We start from the raw sequence: 15,676 nt of genomic DNA on the forward strand, positions 1-15,676 counted from the left end.
AAAATATTCATAAAAGAATTATAAAAAAATCCCTGCCAAAAAAATATATTATTTGAACAGGGATTAAATATTAATGTTTTTCTTTTATAAAACCTTGTTTATAGGCATTAAGCAAATCATATAAATCATTTATCTGCATTTCAATTTTTGTACCTATATCTGTATCTTTAACTCTTTTTCTTTGAAGAACTCTTTTAACAATTCTTGTAGATGAATGAATATCTATGCAGTTTTCAATGGCATTTTTTACATTTTGAAATGGTTCATGTGAAACAAGCTTCATTCCGTATGAATTATATATTAAAGTATATCCAGCAAGACCTGTTTCAGATTGGTAAGCTTTTGAAAAGCCTCCATCAATAACAATAAGCTTTCCTTGAGCTTTGATAGGACTTTCTCCTTTTTTTTCTTTAACAGGGACATGCCCATTTATAATGTGAGATATTTCAGGGTTAAGGTTAAATTCTTTAAAAATTTTATTTATAAAATTAATATCTTCACAGAATGAATAGTAAGGATTTTTATTTTCTTTATGCAGAATTTTATCAGAAGTAAAATATCTTTCAAAAGTTTTCATAGCATCTTTACCAAAAAGAGGGGAATTAGGTCCACACCATAGATACCACATAAAATCAATAGCTCTTTCTCTTCTTTCAGAATCTGTTTTATTAAAATATCCCTCTCTGCATACTCTATCAAGTTCTTCAAGATATTTTTTTCCAGAAAGAATTTTTCCACATATATTCACTTCTGTAAATTCTTGATTTTCTGTAACAGGAATACAACCATGAAATAAAAGATTTGAATTATATTTTAAGAACATGCTTCCTTTTGCAAAAAGAAATTTTATATGTTTTTGAAGTTTTTCACTATGCATAAAACTTTTCTTAAGTTTTTCTATAATCTCTTTTTCTTCAGTTGTAAGCTCAAGAGGATTTTCTCTATTTAATGTAGGGAAATTTTTATCAGTAAGAGGATAATCAATACCATCAATTTTAACAGTTCCTTTATCAAAGTCAATTTTATCAAGAAGAATTCTGTGTTCCATTTTAAATATAGGATTATTTTTAATTATCTCTGCTTCAACTTTAAATTGTATGATAGTAATAGCTTTATGAATTTTACTCATAAGAGAACTATCTTTTTCATTTCTGCTTTCTTTAGGAATAAATTGTATACAATCATCATCAGCATATGTATTCATTGCAAAAGCAGCAAGAGGAAGAAGATTTATTCCATAAACATCTTCTAATATATCTGTATTTGAATATCTGCTGCATATTCTTACAACATTTGCTATAGCTCCTTTATGTCCTGCTGCAGCATTCATCCATAAAATATCATGATTTCCCCATTGAATATCTACATTGTGATAGTTCATAAGTCTATCCATGATTTTATGAGGAGCAGGTCCTCTGTCATATATATCCCCTACAATATGAAGAACATCAATAGTAAGTCTTTGGATAAGTTCTGAAATAGCGATAATAAATTCTTTTGCTCTATCAAGTTCAATAATTGTATTTATTATATTTCTTACATATTCTTTTTTATTGTATGAAAATTCTTTTTCGTGAAGAAGTTCCTGAATAATATATGAGAAATCTTCAGGAAGAGCTTTTCTCACTTTTGAAGCAGTATATTTTGAACTTACAACTTTGCATACCTGAACAAGACGAAGAATAGTAACTCTATACCAACTTTCCATATCAGTTCCTAATTCTTGAATAAAATTTATTTTTTCTTCAGGATAGTATATAACAGTTGCAAGCTGCTTTTTAAATTTTTCTTCAAGAGTATCTCCAAAAATATCATCAATTTTATCTTTTATAACTCCTGATCCATTTCTTAATACATGATTAAAAGCTTGATATTCTCCATGAATATCTGTTAAAAAATGTTCTGTTCCTTTTGGAAGATTAAGAATTGCTTTTAAATTTATGATTTCTCTTGTTGTTGCTCCAATAGTTGGAAATGACTCTGATAAAAGTCTTAAGAACTTTAATTTGTCATCCATTTTTTCCTCCGTAAATATTTAATCCTTTTATTTAATATTATTAAATTATATCACAGAAATCATAAAAGATATAACTCTTTTTAAAATATAATAATAGAATTATAAATTCACGAAAAATAAAAAGATATTAATTTTTAATACAGAAAAATACAAAAAAAAGCTGTTGTAAAACTTAATAATTTACAACAGCTTTAATAATAATTTTTATTATCCTAATTTTTTTATCATAAGTTCTGTAACCATTTGAGGATTTGCTTTTCCTTTAGAAAGTTTCATTGCTTGACCGATAAGTCCTTTAAGAACTCTAGGTTTTCTTCCTTCATCAGAGTTTTTATAGTCTTCAATAAGTTTAGGGTTATTTGCAAGAACTTCATCAACAAGAGTTTCAATAGCACTGTCATCTGTAACTTGAGCCATTTTTTCTTCTTTAACAATAGTTTCAGGATCTCTTTCATCAGTAAGTTTCATTTCAAAAAGAGTTTTAGCTATTTTTGATGAAATAACATTTGTATCAATAAGTTTTATAATTTTTCCTAAATCTTCAGAAGAAATTACAAAATCTTTTATTTCAGTATTTTTTTGTTTTAATTCTTTTAAAACTTCTGTCATTATCCAGTTTGAACTTGATTTTGCATTTCCAGAAGCTTTTGCTGTATTTTCAAAATAATCAGCAAGTTCAATATCTTCACAAAGAATATGTGCATCATATTCAGGAATTTGATATTCATTTATAAATCTTGCAACTTTATCAGTTATTGATTCAGGCATAGTTTCTTTTATGGCTTCTATTTCTTCATCAGTTATAACAAGAGTAAGAAGATCTGGTTCATGGAAATATCTGTAATCCATAGCCTCTTCTTTGCTTCTCATAACTCTTGTAACTTGAGCATCATCATCCCAAAGTCTTGTTTCCTGATCTATTTTTCCACCCTTTTCAATAGTTTCAATTTGTCTATTTACTTCATAGTCTATTGCTCTTGCAACAGCTTTGAAAGAGTTAAGGTTTTTAACTTCAACTCTTGTTCCAAAAGGTTCTCCTTTATGATGTACAGATATATTAGCATCACATCTTAAAGAACCAAGTTCCATTGAAACATCACTGACACCAGTATATTTAATAGTATTTTTAAGAAGAGTAAGATATTCATAAGCTTCTTCTGAAGTTCTCATATCAGGTTCAGAAATAATTTCTACAAGAGGAATAGAAGCTCTGTTATAGTTTAAATAAGATTCATGAACTCCATGAACAGATTTACCTGTATCCTCTTCTATTTGTATTTTTGTAATTCCAACTTTTTTAGCTTTTCCATTTACATTTATTTCTAAGAATCCTTTTCCTGCATAAGAATTTTCAAACTGAGTTATTTGATAGTTCTTTGGAGCATCAGGATAGAAATAATTTTTTCTATCAAAATGACTTTCGTTATTTATGTTACAGTTTAAAGCAAGAGCAGCTTTGACAGCATACTCAACAACTTTTTTATTTAATTTTGGAAGAGCTCCTGGATGTCCAAGACATATAGGGCATGTATGAGTATTTGAATCATCGTTATCGTAATCAGCACTGCAACCACACCATACTTTTGTTCCTGTTTTTAATTGGAGATGGACTTCAAGTCCTATTACTGATTCCCATTCTTTTATCATTATTTATCATCTCCTTCAGGAAGTTTCCATTCTCCTCTAATTTTTTCAAAAGCACTTCCTACAGCAATTAAGTCTTCTTCTCCAAATTGTTTTCCTAAAAGTTGGATTCCTACAGGAAGACCATCTGTAAGCCCTGCTGGAACAGAAAGCCCTGGAATACCAGCAAGGTTTGCAGAAAGTGTAAATATATCTTCTAAATATAATTCTATTGGTGTTTTTTCTTTATTAAGTTCAAAAGATGGTGATGGAGCAACTGGAGTAAATATTACATCAACAGTTTTAAAAGCTTCATCAAAATCTTTTTTTATAAGAGTTCTTACTTTCTGAGCTTTTTTAAAGTATGCATCAAAGAAACCAGCACTTAAAACATATGTTCCTATCATAATTCTTCTTTTTACTTCAGCACCAAATCCTTCACTTCTTGATTTAATGTAAAGATCAAGGATATTTTTAGCTTCAGGGCTTCTGTATCCATATCTTACTCCATCAAATCTTGCAAGGTTTGAACTTGCTTCAGCAGGAGCAAGAACATAGTAAACAGGAACAGCATATTTTGTATGAGGAAGAGAGATATCAATGACTTCTGCTCCAAGTTCTCTTAATTTATCAAGAGATTCAAGCATAACTTTTCTTACACCTTCATCAATTCCTTCAATAAAATATTCTTTAGGAACTCCTATTTTCATTCCTTTTATATCTCTTCCAAGAGCTTTTGTATAATCTGGAACATCTTTTTTAGATACAGTTGCATCGTATTCATCATATCCAGAAATAACATTCATTGTAAGAGCAACATCTTCAACAGACTTTGCAATTGGTCCTATTTGGTCAAGAGATGAAGCAAAAGCAATAAGTCCATATCTTGAAACTCTTCCATAAGTAGGTTTAAGTCCTACAACACCACAAAAAGATGATGGCTGTCTTATACTTCCTCCTGTGTCAGAACCAAGAGAGATAAAACATTCTTGAGAAGCAATTGATGTTGCTGCTCCTCCAGAACTTCCACCAGGAACTTTTGTTGTATCCCAAGGATTTTTAGTAAGTCCATGAGAAGAAGTTCTTGTAGTTCCTCCCATTGCAAATTCGTCCATATTTGTCTTACCTATGATTATTGCATCTGCTTCTTTTAATTTTTTTACAACAGTTGCATCATAAATTCCCACATAATTTCCAAGAATTTTTGAACATGCAGTTGTAAGATCTCCTTCAGATACCATATTATCTTTTATAGATACTGGAACTCCTGCAAGTGATCCCACTTTTTCTCCTTTTGCTATTTTTTCATCAATAATTTTAGCTTCTTCAAGAGCTTTTTCTTTTCTAAGAGAAACAAAACTGTTTATAAGTTCGTCTTTTTTTTCTATTCTTTCAAATACAGCCTTTGTAACCTCAACAGCAGAAAGTTCTCTGTCTGCTATTTTTTTTCTGATTTCAGCAGCTGTAAATTTATGTATCTCAGTCATGAGAAATCCTCCTCTAAAATTTTATTCTCCTCCAACAACTTTTGGAACAATAACAGCACCATCTTCAGCTTCAGGTGCATTTAAAAGTGCTTCTTCAACAGTAAGAGATTTTCTTACAGTATCTTCTCTTAAGTTGTTTGTATCATCGTTTACTTGTGATAAAGGTTTTACTTCTGTTGTGTCAACTTCACCAAGCATATCAATGTAATTAAGAATATCATTAAGTTCCTGCTGATATTTTTCTATCTCTTCAGGGCTGAATTCCAATCTTGCAAGTTTAGCAACATGTAAAACTTCCTCTTTGCTTAAAGCCATTCTAACCTCCTAAAATTAATCTTTATATATTTAAAATATTTTCTGCATTTTAAAGTGAATACAGATAGTTTATTTCTTTTTTAGTAAGAGCTCTGTATTCTCCTGTTTCAAGACCATCAAGGTTTAATTCTCCCAGCATAATTCTTTTAAGATTTATGACAGGATGACCTACTGATTCAAACATTCTTCTTACTTGTCTATTTCTTCCTTCTTTTATAGCAAAATGAAGAACAGTATGTTTATCATCTGCCAAAAGAATTTTTGCTTTTGCAGGAAGAGTTATTTTATCGTCTAACATAATTCCTCTTTTTAATTTATTAAGAGTTGTCATGTTGATATTTCCTTTTGCTTCTACAAGATAAGTTTTATAAACTTCTGTTCTTGGATGAATTATTTTATTAAAAATTTCTCCATCATTTGTAAGAAGAAGAAGTCCTTCTGTGTCATAATCAAGTCTTCCAATAGGAAAAATTCTTTCTTTTGTATCTATTAAATCAACAACTGTTTTTCTTCCTCTTTCATCTTTTGCAGTACTTAAAACTCTTTTAGGTTTATTAAGAATAAAATAAACTTTTTGTTTTTTTTCAATGTTCAAAGGTTTTCCGTTAATAGTTATAGTATCATTTTTATCAACTTTTACTCCTGATTCTGCAAGAATGCCATTTACTTTTATTCTTTTTTCTTCAATCATTTTATCAACAGCTCTTCTTGAACCTACTCCAAGTTCTGCAAGATATTTATTAATCCTTGTTTTTTCCATTTAGTTTTTCCTTTATTTCATAATAGTTTGGAAGTTCATCTACTGAATCAATTCCAAGATAACCTAAAAATTTATCAGTTACTTCATAAAGATTAGGCTTTCCTATAGAATCTTTTTTTCCGCAGATTCTTATAAATTTTTTATTTTCCATAGTATATATTATACTGTCTACACTGACTCCTCTTATGGCTTCAACCTCACTTTTTGTTACTGGCTGGTTATAAGCTATTATTGAAAGAGTTTCAAGTGTTGAAGCAGAAAGCTTTCTTGGCTTTTTCTCCTGTTCAAAGAAATTTGTGATAACTTCTCCATATTTTGGATTTGATACTAAATAAACAGTATCATCAAATATTTCTATATTTATTCCAGTACTTTTTCTTTCTCCTTTAAGTTCATAAAGAATAGGTATAAGTTTATCAATGGAAAGAGAGAAGAATTTTGCTAAATCTTTTATTTTTATATCTTCTCCTCCTAAAAAAAGTATCGCTTCCAGCTGTGGTTTTATATCCATTTAAATTATCCTTTCATTTTATGAAAATTTATTAGTAGTTGTTTTCAGGAGACATTAAAATTGATTTGTATTCATTAAAGTTACCTAAGAATTTTGCAATTCCGTTGATAACAGCATTTAATGGATCTTCAACAACTGTAACATTAAGTTTTAAGGAGTTTGCAAGTTTTTTATCAAGACCTCTAAGCAGAGCCCCTCCTCCAGTTAGATAAATTCCTGTTCTCTTAATATCAGAAGAAAGTTCAGGAGGTGTTTTTTCTAATATAGATTTAATTTCTTCTATAATTTGATTTCCTGCTTCTTCAAGAGCATTTGCTATTTCAGTTGAAGTAACTGTAACATTTACAGGAAGCCCTGTGATAAGGTTTCTTCCACTTATTTCACAAGTAAGTTCTTCTTCAAGAGGAATAACTGCTCCAATTTCTATTTTAAGACGCTCAGCAGTTTTATAACCTATAAGAAGGTTATGTTCCTGTCTTATATATTCTGTAATAAGATTGTCAAATCTATCTCCAGCAACTTTAAGAGAAGATGTTTTTACAATACCTCCAAGAGAAATAACACCAATTTCAGTAGTTCCTCCTCCTATATCAACAATAAGATTTCCTTCTGGCTGAAATACATCTATTCCAGCTCCTATAGCAGCAGCCATAGGTTCTTCTATAAGAAATGCTTCTCTTGCTCCAGCATCAGTACTTATGTCAATAACGGCTCTTTTTTCAACTTGTGTAACTCCAGCAGGAACACATATAAGAACTCTTGGACCTGCAAGTTTTCCAGAACCTTTATTTATTTCTCTGTAAAATCCTCTAAGCATTTTTTCAGTTACTTCATAATCAGCAATAACTCCATTTTTTAATGGTCTTATAGCATCAATATGAGCAGGAGTTTTTCCTATCATAGCTTTTGCTTTTTCTCCTACAGCGTAAAGTTCTTTTGTTTTATTATTTATAGCAACAACAGAAGGAGAATTTAAAACTATTCCTTTTTTCTTTACACAAATAAGAGTATTTGAAGTTCCAAGGTCAATACCTAAGTCTTCAGAAAACATTCCCCAGAATTTATTAAAGTAATTTTTAAACATTTTTTCACCTCAAATTATATTTTTTCTAAATTGTTTAAATCAAAGCCTGCACTGCTTAAAAAACGGATAAATTTACCAAGGGGAAATCCCATTACACTGAAAAAATCTCCTTCAATTTTTTCTACAAAGAAAGCACCTTTTCCTTGTATGCCATAAGCTCCCGCCTTATCCATAGGTTCTTTTGTATCTATATACCAGTTTATTTCATCATCTGTAAGAGTTTTAAAATAAACTTTTGTAACTTCACAATCACTGTATAATATTTTTTCAGTGAGATTTACAAATGAAAAAGCTGTTATAACTTCATGACTTTTTCCTGAAAGAGATTTAAGCATATTAAATGCTTCCAGTCTGTTATGAGGTTTTCCAAGAATTTTACCATCAACAACAACAGCAGTATCAGCTCCTACTACATATTCATTTGGAAAATCTTCAGCTACAGCCTTTGCTTTTTTTTCTGCAATGTCTTTGATTTTTTCTACTGCAGTATTTTTATTGCTTATTTCATCAATATTTTTTACAATAGTTTTAAATGAAAAACCAAAGTTTTCTAAAATCTCCTTTCTTCTTGGAGATGCTGATGCTAATATCATTTAATAATATCCTCCTTAGGAAAATCTTCTTTCTTTTCTTCTTTGTTTTTTTCAAGAGGAAGAATATCCTTTTCAATAGCTTTTTCAACTTTTTCTTTTATTACAGTTTCAAGTATAATATTTTGTTTTTCGTATTCTACAGCTTTCTTTTCTTCAAGATTTTCTTTTATGGCAATTTGTGTCTGCATTTGAGCAAGAAGAGCTTTCTCAAGTTTTAATGCCTCTCTTCTTCTTTTGCATCTTATAAAATATTTTATAGTACGGCTTATTTCTTTTCCTATAAGAAAGAAAAGAGAAATAAAAATAAGAATGGAAGAAATTGCAAATATGTAATTAAGTCTAAAATTTTCAAAAATATATGTAATAAAGTATGTCATAAGAAATCCTAGATTACAATCCATTATACACATATTAATTATATTTGTTTCATTGAGCTTTTCTCCATATGCAAGAGTTCCAAGAATAAAAACAGAAGAAACAGAAATTATAAAAATAATAGAAAAGAAAAGTCTTGTTTTATAAAAAATTCTTTTTTTTCTGCTGTTTATAAAAGTAAAAAATATATCAAGCAAAATTATTGCAACAGAGGGAATAAAAAATATTCCAAAATAGTTTTTGCCAAACAGAATAAAAGAATCAGAATATTCATACCCTTTTTTAAAAAAGAAAAAAATCAGTGAAAAAATAAAACCAAAAAGTATAGTTTTTGTCACAATCTTTTTTTTCCTATTCATTAAAATTTGCTCCCAAAAATATTTAATAAAATCCAGTTGAAAATATATGTACAACAGTATTATTTTACCATAGAGGTAGTGAGTTTTCAAGAAATAAAGAACATACTTTTTTATAAAGAAAAATTGTGTTATAATTTAAAATAGGAAACAGATTTTCAAGGAGACTGATAAAGATGAAAAGTAATGGAAAAGTTATTGCAATAAATGGAAACAGGATAAAATTAAAAATGTTTAAAGAAAGTTCTTGTGCTCATTGTTCTGGTTGTGGAGATGCAAATAAACTTGCTAGAGAACTTGAAGTAACTTATGATGGAGATGTAGAAATAGGAGATATAGTAACTTTTGAACTTGAAGATTCAAAGATGCTGAAAATAGGATTTACAGTTTACATTCTTCCTATAATTATGATGATACTTGGATTTTTTATAAGTAATAAAATGGGAGGAAGTGAAAAAATAAGTGTGCTTGTTTCTTTTGCTTTTCTTGTTCTATCTTTTGCAGGACTTCATATATATGATAAATATTTTGTAAAAGAAAAAGTAGAAATGACAGTGACAGCTGTTGAAAAAGGTTCAGAAATATTTAGTGCAGATAGTTGTGCAGGACAAAATAAAGATTAATATGTTAAAAAATTTTTTATAAGTGGAGGGATAATGAAAAAATTTTTTATTCTTTTTATGTTTTTAATTTTATGTACATTATCTTCAGCAAAAACTCAAAAAGTATCAAGACAACAGATAAAAGATGTTGGAGACATTACGATTTCTCTTATAGGTAATGAACCTTTTACAGGTATGGTTACTGATGGAAAAGATAGGGAATATTATGTAAAGGGAAAACCCGATGGGAAATGGATAGCTTTTTATGACAATGGAAAAATGAAGTCCATAGAAAATTGGAAAGATGGAATGCTTAATGGGAAATATATTCTTTATAATGAAAAAGGAAAAAAAGTATTAGAAACTTATTATAAAAATGGAATAGATAATGGGAAATATGCAATTTATTATGCAAATGGAAAGCCTCGTATTCTAGGACAAATAAAAAATGGAATTCCAGTTGGAAAATGGAAAAGATACAGCATGGATGGGAAACTTGCTGGAATAAGTAAATATTAAATTTTAGGAGATAAAATGGAAAACTACAAATTTAATCAAAATAAAAAATGTGAATATTTTCCATGTCATAAAATAGAAAATCCAGAAGAAAAATTCAGTTGTATGTTTTGTTACTGTCCTTTATATATGCTTGGAAGAGAGTGTGGCGGAAATTTTAAATATACAGAAAATGGTATAAAAGATTGTTCAGACTGTATTCTTCCTCATATAAAAGAAACAGGGTATAACCATATTATGAGTAAGATAAAGCTCGTAATTGAAAAAACTAGAGAAAAATAAAAAATATTTGACAGAAAATAAAAAATATGATATCATTTTTTTGCTTAGAAACAATAGCTACAGGGGTACACCTAGTTACATTCCGAACCTAGAAGTTAAGCCTGTATACGCTGAAAGTACTTGGGGGGCAGCCCTCTGGGAGGATAGGGAGTTTCTAAGCATTTTTATTTTTTGAAAATGTTTTAAAAATTTTTATAAAAAAGATAAAAGGGACTATTACATTTTTATAAATTTGCAATAGTCCCTTTATTATATAATTAAATTTTTATTTTTTATAAATGCAAGCTGTAAAATCATTATATTCTGTTTCTGATATAAGTTTATATCCATATTTTTCAACATCAGGGAAATAAAGAGGATTTTTTGCCTTTGCAACTTCCACATGAGGTTTTAATTTTGAAATATAAATTTCATCAATATTATAATTATCAAGGAAATATTTATAAATTGTATATCCTCCACATATAAAGATATCTTTTCCGCTTTCTTCATATTTTTTCATAATATCTTCAATCTTTGTATCAAGAGTAAGAACTATAACTTCTCTGTTTTTTTTCATAAGATTTAAAGGTACATATTTTGCTGTATTTTCTCCAAAAAGAACAACATTTCCTATAGTTTTTGATTTGTAATAATTAAGTTCTTCCATTGAATGCCAAAGAAGTCCATTCCCTTCAGGAACTTTGTCTCCTATTAGATTATCTTTTCCTACACAGACAATCATATTTAATTTAGGTTTATTCATTTATATAGCCACCTCGTAATTTATTTTTTCACCATGTTGATAATTTTCAAGAACAACATCATCAGGTTTAAAATCATATATTGATTTAAAGTTTTCAATTTTTATTTTTGCTCCATCAAAAGCAGGTCTTTTGATTTGCTTTAAAAGTTCAGGCATATGTCTGTCATAGATATGGACATTGTGGATATTCCATATAATTTCAGCAGGTTCAAGCCCACATTCCATAGCAACAAGTTTATGAAGCACAGAATATTGGAATACATTTGCAACAAGTCCAAGAGCAACATCACAGCTTCTTTGTCTTACCTCAAGATAAAGTTTTCCATTTATTACAGACCATTGAGTAAGATGCACACATGGAGTAAGAGCCATTTCATGAAGTTCTTCAGGAACCCATATTTCTGTCATGATTCTACGGCTGTTTGGATTTTTTTTAAGTTCTTCTATAACATAATCAAGCTGACTTTTATATCCAAAAGTTTTTTTTGCAATTTGATATCCATATGCTTTCCCTATTGTTCCATCATTCATCTTCCATTCATCCCAGAACTTACACTTTAATTTATTAAGTTCATCAACATTATTTGATTGCATAATCCATATCCAGTAAAGTTCTCTTATAGGAGACTTGCTTGGAGCAAATCTTGTTGTAATAAGATGTGCTTCATCAGTTGAATTATCAATCCTAAACTGATATCCTATATAGCTTTTATAATGTGCAGGAGTGCCATCAGCATATTTTGTACGAACATTTCCTTCACTCCATATTCCTTGCTTGTCTATAGTTTCAACAATTTCTTTATATATTTTGTCAAATTTTGCCATTTCTCACTCCTTTAAAATTTTTTAATTTATTCAGGATATATTTTATCACAAAAAAGAAATTTTTAAAATCTACTTTGTAAAATAAGAAGCTATGTTATAAAAAAATTAAAATCAGTAAATGTTAAAACTATGTATAAGTTATTAGAATCATATATTAAATTATGATATAATATATTGTAAAGTATAATGTTGATTTAGGAAAATAAATTTTTAATATATAAAGGAGTATGAAATGGATTATAAAATTGATTTACATGTACACAGTAATACAAATGTTCATGCTTTCAGTACTATTAAAGAAAATGCAGATTATGCAGCTGAAACAGGAATGAAAGTTATAGCTATAACAAATCATGGACCAGCTTTAGAAGATACTCCACATTGGTGGCAGCTTATAAATATCAGAATAGTTCCTGATTATATTAATGGAGTAAGAATTTTAAAAGGTGTTGAAGCAAATATAGTAGGAGAAGAGGGAGAACTTGATATAAATCAAAAAATTTATGAACAGATGGAAATAATTCTAGCAGGTTTTCATGGAAACCATCTTTATCCTAAAAACAAAGATAAAGAAAAAAATACAAGAGCAGTTATAAATCTTATGAAAACACAGAAAGCAGATATAATTGTTCATTTAGGAAATCCTGAATTTCCTATTGATTACAAAGAAGTTGCAAGAACTGCTAAAGAATATAATATAGCTCTTGAATTAAATAACAGTTCGTTAGGAGGAACAAGAGTAGGATCTGAGAAAACATGTAGAGAACTTGCAAAATATGCAAAAGAATTTGGATGTTTTATATGTATAAATACAGATTCTCATTATTGTGCTCAGATAGGACATACACCTCTTGCTAGAGCTATAGCTGAAGAAATAAATTATCCTCAGGAGCTTATTCTTAATAGTTCTGAAGAGATCCTTTATAAATTTTTAGAGATGAGAAAAAGTTTAAGACCTGAAAAAATAAGAGATACCTATATAGAAACATATTATTCTCCAATGAAAAAAGGGAATAAAGTTGAATAATTATATAAAAAAATAGTATAATAACTGAAAGAAAGATGAAGAAGAATTTAATCTACTAATATAAATCAATCGGGAGGAATTATGAAAGACAACAGAGTTTGCAGCCTTTTAGGGATAAAATATCCAATAATACAAGGAGCTATGGCTTGGATAGCAGATGGAAATTTAGCAGGTCATGTTTCTAAAGAAGGGGGACTTGGAATAATTGCAGGTGGTGGAATGCCTGTTGATATTTTAAGAAATGAAATAAAAAAAGCAAAAGAAATAACATCAAATCCTTTTGGTGTAAATCTTATGCTTATGATGCCTAATATAGAAGAACAAATAGATATTTGTATAGAAGAAGGAGTAAAAGTTGTTACAACAGGAGCAGGAAATCCAGGAATATATATGGAAAAATTAAAAGCTGCTGGAATAAAAGTAATTCCAGTTGTTGCCTCTGTAGCTCTTGCTAAAAGAATGGAAAAAATAGGGGCAGATGCAGTTGTAGCAGAGGGAATGGAAGCAGGAGGTCATATAGGTGAAATTACAACTATGGCTCTTGTTCCACAAATAGCTGAAGCAGTTTCAATTCCTGTTATAGCAGCAGGAGGAATAGGAGGAGGAAAACAATTTCTTGCAGCCTTTGCTCTTGGAGCAGAAGGAGTTCAAGTAGGAACAAAATTCCTTGTAGCAGATGAATGTAATGTTCATGATAATTATAAAGAGGCAATAATAAAAGCTAAAGACAGATCAACTGTAGCAACAGGAAATTACACTGGACATCCAGTAAGAGTTATCAATAATAAGCTTGCTAAAGAAATGCTTGAAATGGAAAAACACGGAGCATCTGTAGAAGAACTTGAAAAACTTGGAACAGGAAAATTAAGACTTGCAGCTGTTGAAGGAGATGTAAAAGAGGGAAGTGTTATGTCAGGGCAAGTAGCAAGTATGGTTACAAAAAGAGAATCTGTAAAAGATATCATAGAAGGATTAATGAAAGATCTTGAAACAGAAAGAGAAAATCTTTTTAAATATTTTGCAAAATAAAATTAAAGAAATTTATAAAGTCTAAAAGGGTAAGAAATTTACCCTTTTATTTTTTCTTAAAAATCTTTGTTAATTTATAAAAAACACATCTTTCTTTTTTATTACTAATGTGCTAAAATAATAGACATGAATTAACAATTTTAGGGAGGAAATGAAGTGGAGATTATAACAAAAGTAGTAGATTCTGTAAATAATCTATTATGGGGGAAAAACATACTAGTGGTAATGCTTATAGGTACTGCAGTATACTTTACAATAAGAACAAGATTTATGCAGTTCAGACTATTTGGGGATATTGTAAAAATTCTTGGAAAATCTGAAAAAAATAAAAAAGGAATAAGTTCTCTTGAGACATTCTTTTTAGGAACAGCCTGCAGAGTAGGAGCAGGAAATATAGCTGGGGTTGTTGCAGCAGTATCAATTGGAGGACCAGGATCATTGTTCTGGATGTGGCTTGTGGCACTTCTTGGATCATCAACATCTTTTATTGAATCAACTCTTGCTGTTATTCATAGGGATAAAATAGGAGAAGGAAGGTATATTGGAGGAACTCCATGGGTTCTTAAAAAAAGATTAAATACTAAAATACCAGCTCTTGTATATGCTGTTTCATCTATTATATGCTATATAGGTGTTACACAGGTAATGTCAAACTCAGTTACAGAATCAGTTGCAAGTGCATATAATATTAATCCAAAATATGTAGCTGGAGTTTTAGCAGTTATAGTAGCTTCAATAATTTTTGGAAAAAGCAAGAGAGATAAAATAATAGATGCTTTAAATAAGATTGTTCCAGTGATGGCAGCTTTATATCTTGGAGTTGTAATATTTGTAATTGTTACTAATATCACAAGTTTTCCTGTTATGTTTAAAGATATTTTTTATCAGGCTTTTGGAGGAAAAGAATTTCTTGGAGGAAGTATTGGTGGAATAATAATGCAGGGAGTAAGAAGAGGATTATTCTCTAACGAAGCAGGAAGTGGAAATTCAAACTATGCAGCAGCAGTTGTTGATATAGATGAACCTGCAAAACAAGGAATGGTTCAAGCTCTTGGGGTATTTGTAGATACTCTTATAATTTGTAGTGCTACAGCATTTGTTATTCTTCTTGCAGGAGTTGAAAAAGCAGTAGGAACAGATGGAATGATTCTTGATGGTAGAGTTTTAAGTGGAATGACATTATTCCAAGAATCATTAAAAACTCATGTTGGTTGGATAGGAATTCCATTTACAGTTGTAACAATATTTTTCTTCTCACTTAGTACAATTCTTGCAGTTGCTTTCTATGGAAAAAGTGCTGTAAACTTTATAAATGAAAAAATAAATTTAAATTTCTTCTATCAAATTATTATTGTAATAATGGTTTATATAGGAGGAATACAGCAAAACTTCTTTGTATGGTCTCTTGCAGATTTTGGACTTGGAATAATGACTGTAATTAATATTATATGTATTCTTATTATTTCAAAAGATGCTCTTGTAGAACTAAAAAAATATGAAGCTAAATTAAGAAATAAATAAAAAAACAA

Annotated in this window: 17 protein-coding genes and 1 rRNA gene; 7 read left to right on the plus strand and 11 right to left on the minus strand. The window is 29.3% G+C overall.

Annotation, left to right across the window (positions count from 1 at the left end; genetic code table 11):
- Positions 1 to 70: 70 nt before the first annotated feature.
- From I6E17_RS00510 to I6E17_RS00550, 9 genes are all read right to left on the minus strand, one after another.
- A complete protein-coding gene (locus I6E17_RS00510; RefSeq protein WP_235234899.1) occupies positions 71 to 2,017 on the minus strand; it encodes a fructose-1,6-bisphosphatase in 1,947 nt (648 codons plus the stop codon).
- Positions 2,018 to 2,224: 207 nt separating this feature from the next.
- Entirely contained in the window at positions 2,225 to 3,664 is a 1,440-nt protein-coding gene (gene gatB / locus I6E17_RS00515) for an Asp-tRNA(Asn)/Glu-tRNA(Gln) amidotransferase subunit GatB (RefSeq protein ID WP_176828560.1), read from the minus strand.
- Complete coding sequence (gene gatA, locus I6E17_RS00520) at positions 3,664 to 5,127, minus strand: Asp-tRNA(Asn)/Glu-tRNA(Gln) amidotransferase subunit GatA (protein ID WP_235234901.1); 1,464 nt, start codon at positions 5,125 to 5,127, stop codon at positions 3,664 to 3,666. Before gatA ends, gatB begins: the two co-directional genes overlap by 1 nt.
- Positions 5,128 to 5,148: 21 nt before the next feature.
- The gene (gatC, locus tag I6E17_RS00525) at positions 5,149 to 5,442 is read right to left on the minus strand and encodes an Asp-tRNA(Asn)/Glu-tRNA(Gln) amidotransferase subunit GatC (RefSeq protein WP_235234903.1); all 294 of its coding nucleotides are present in this window, start codon (positions 5,440 to 5,442) and stop codon (positions 5,149 to 5,151) included.
- A 49-nt stretch (positions 5,443 to 5,491) separates the two neighbouring features.
- Positions 5,492 to 6,202: a pseudouridine synthase gene (locus tag I6E17_RS00530; RefSeq protein WP_176828563.1), complete on the minus strand. Its 711-nt coding sequence runs from the start codon at positions 6,200 to 6,202 to the stop codon at positions 5,492 to 5,494.
- The gene (scpB, locus tag I6E17_RS00535) at positions 6,183 to 6,713 is read right to left on the minus strand and encodes an SMC-Scp complex subunit ScpB (protein WP_235234905.1); all 531 of its coding nucleotides are present in this window, start codon (positions 6,711 to 6,713) and stop codon (positions 6,183 to 6,185) included. The genes I6E17_RS00530 and scpB overlap by 20 nt, the downstream gene beginning before the upstream one ends.
- A gap of 31 nt (positions 6,714 to 6,744) precedes the next feature.
- On the minus strand, positions 6,745 to 7,797 hold the full coding sequence (locus I6E17_RS00540) for a rod shape-determining protein (protein ID WP_235234907.1): 1,053 nt from the start codon (positions 7,795 to 7,797) through the stop codon (positions 6,745 to 6,747).
- A gap of 14 nt (positions 7,798 to 7,811) precedes the next feature.
- On the minus strand, positions 7,812 to 8,390 hold the full coding sequence (locus I6E17_RS00545) for a Maf family protein (protein WP_176828565.1): 579 nt from the start codon (positions 8,388 to 8,390) through the stop codon (positions 7,812 to 7,814).
- Positions 8,387 to 8,962, minus strand: a complete 576-nt coding sequence (locus I6E17_RS00550) for a hypothetical protein (RefSeq protein WP_235234908.1) — start codon at positions 8,960 to 8,962, stop codon at positions 8,387 to 8,389. Before I6E17_RS00550 ends, I6E17_RS00545 begins: the two co-directional genes overlap by 4 nt.
- Before the next feature lie 335 nt (positions 8,963 to 9,297).
- Between I6E17_RS00550 and I6E17_RS00555 the strand changes: the two genes are divergently transcribed.
- The 4 genes from I6E17_RS00555 to rrf all read left to right on the plus strand — a co-directional run bounded on the left by I6E17_RS00555 (position 9,298) and on the right by rrf (position 10,681).
- The gene (locus tag I6E17_RS00555; protein WP_176828567.1) at positions 9,298 to 9,744 is read left to right on the plus strand and encodes a SoxR reducing system RseC family protein; all 447 of its coding nucleotides are present in this window, start codon (positions 9,298 to 9,300) and stop codon (positions 9,742 to 9,744) included.
- Positions 9,745 to 9,777: 33 nt separating this feature from the next.
- Positions 9,778 to 10,242 (plus strand): toxin-antitoxin system YwqK family antitoxin, encoded by a 465-nt coding sequence (locus I6E17_RS00560; RefSeq protein ID WP_176828568.1) that lies wholly within the window; start codon positions 9,778 to 9,780, stop codon positions 10,240 to 10,242.
- 15 nt (positions 10,243 to 10,257) lie between these two features.
- Positions 10,258 to 10,521, plus strand: a complete 264-nt coding sequence (locus tag I6E17_RS00565) for a cysteine-rich small domain-containing protein (RefSeq protein ID WP_176828569.1) — start codon at positions 10,258 to 10,260, stop codon at positions 10,519 to 10,521.
- 43 nt (positions 10,522 to 10,564) lie between these two features.
- A 5S ribosomal RNA gene (rrf, locus tag I6E17_RS00570) occupies positions 10,565 to 10,681 on the plus strand.
- A 105-nt stretch (positions 10,682 to 10,786) separates the two neighbouring features.
- Here the strand turns inward: rrf and I6E17_RS00575 are convergent.
- The gene (locus tag I6E17_RS00575) at positions 10,787 to 11,266 is read right to left on the minus strand and encodes a dihydrofolate reductase (protein WP_176828570.1); all 480 of its coding nucleotides are present in this window, start codon (positions 11,264 to 11,266) and stop codon (positions 10,787 to 10,789) included.
- Positions 11,267 to 12,091 carry a thymidylate synthase gene (gene thyA, locus I6E17_RS00580; RefSeq protein WP_176828571.1) on the minus strand — a complete coding sequence of 275 codons (825 nt, stop codon included), beginning with the start codon at positions 12,089 to 12,091 and terminating at the stop codon, positions 11,267 to 11,269.
- A 232-nt stretch (positions 12,092 to 12,323) separates the two neighbouring features.
- On the opposite strand from thyA, the gene I6E17_RS00585 reads away from it, so the two are divergent.
- The 3 genes from I6E17_RS00585 (at position 12,324) to I6E17_RS00595 (ending at position 15,668) form a co-directional block, all read left to right on the plus strand.
- The gene (locus I6E17_RS00585; protein WP_176828572.1) at positions 12,324 to 13,118 is read left to right on the plus strand and encodes a phosphatase; all 795 of its coding nucleotides are present in this window, start codon (positions 12,324 to 12,326) and stop codon (positions 13,116 to 13,118) included.
- An 81-nt stretch (positions 13,119 to 13,199) separates the two neighbouring features.
- Complete coding sequence (fabK, locus tag I6E17_RS00590) at positions 13,200 to 14,147, plus strand: enoyl-[acyl-carrier-protein] reductase FabK (RefSeq protein WP_176828573.1); 948 nt, start codon at positions 13,200 to 13,202, stop codon at positions 14,145 to 14,147.
- 156 nt (positions 14,148 to 14,303) lie between these two features.
- Positions 14,304 to 15,668 carry an alanine/glycine:cation symporter family protein gene (locus tag I6E17_RS00595; protein WP_176828574.1) on the plus strand — a complete coding sequence of 455 codons (1,365 nt, stop codon included), beginning with the start codon at positions 14,304 to 14,306 and terminating at the stop codon, positions 15,666 to 15,668.
- Positions 15,669 to 15,676 lie beyond the last annotated feature (8 nt).

The organism is Fusobacterium perfoetens, assembly GCF_021531595.1.
GTDB lineage: Bacteria > Fusobacteriota > Fusobacteriia > Fusobacteriales > Fusobacteriaceae > Fusobacterium_B.

Bases quoted from the DNA above. Each gene is read 5' to 3' on its own strand.
- I6E17_RS00510 (WP_235234899.1), bottom strand. From the start codon at position 2,017: ATGGATGACAAATTAAAGTTCTTAAGACTTTTATCAGAGTCATTTCCA.
- gatB (WP_176828560.1), bottom strand. From the start codon at position 3,664: ATGATAAAAGAATGGGAATCAGTAATAGGACTTGAAGTCCATCTCCAA.
- gatA (WP_235234901.1), bottom strand. From the start codon at position 5,127: ATGACTGAGATACATAAATTTACAGCTGCTGAAATCAGAAAAAAAATA.
- gatC (WP_235234903.1), bottom strand. From the start codon at position 5,442: ATGGCTTTAAGCAAAGAGGAAGTTTTACATGTTGCTAAACTTGCAAGA.
- I6E17_RS00530 (WP_176828563.1), bottom strand. From the start codon at position 6,202: ATGGAAAAAACAAGGATTAATAAATATCTTGCAGAACTTGGAGTAGGT.
- scpB (WP_235234905.1), bottom strand. From the start codon at position 6,713: ATGGATATAAAACCACAGCTGGAAGCGATACTTTTTTTAGGAGGAGAA.
- I6E17_RS00540 (WP_235234907.1), bottom strand. From the start codon at position 7,797: ATGTTTAAAAATTACTTTAATAAATTCTGGGGAATGTTTTCTGAAGAC.
- I6E17_RS00545 (WP_176828565.1), bottom strand. From the start codon at position 8,390: ATGATATTAGCATCAGCATCTCCAAGAAGAAAGGAGATTTTAGAAAAC.
- I6E17_RS00555 (WP_176828567.1), top strand. From the start codon at position 9,298: ATGAAAAGTAATGGAAAAGTTATTGCAATAAATGGAAACAGGATAAAA.
- I6E17_RS00560 (WP_176828568.1), top strand. From the start codon at position 9,778: ATGAAAAAATTTTTTATTCTTTTTATGTTTTTAATTTTATGTACATTA.
- I6E17_RS00565 (WP_176828569.1), top strand. From the start codon at position 10,258: ATGGAAAACTACAAATTTAATCAAAATAAAAAATGTGAATATTTTCCA.
- I6E17_RS00575 (WP_176828570.1), bottom strand. From the start codon at position 11,266: ATGAATAAACCTAAATTAAATATGATTGTCTGTGTAGGAAAAGATAAT.
- thyA (WP_176828571.1), bottom strand. From the start codon at position 12,091: ATGGCAAAATTTGACAAAATATATAAAGAAATTGTTGAAACTATAGAC.
- I6E17_RS00585 (WP_176828572.1), top strand. From the start codon at position 12,324: ATGGATTATAAAATTGATTTACATGTACACAGTAATACAAATGTTCAT.
- fabK (WP_176828573.1), top strand. From the start codon at position 13,200: ATGAAAGACAACAGAGTTTGCAGCCTTTTAGGGATAAAATATCCAATA.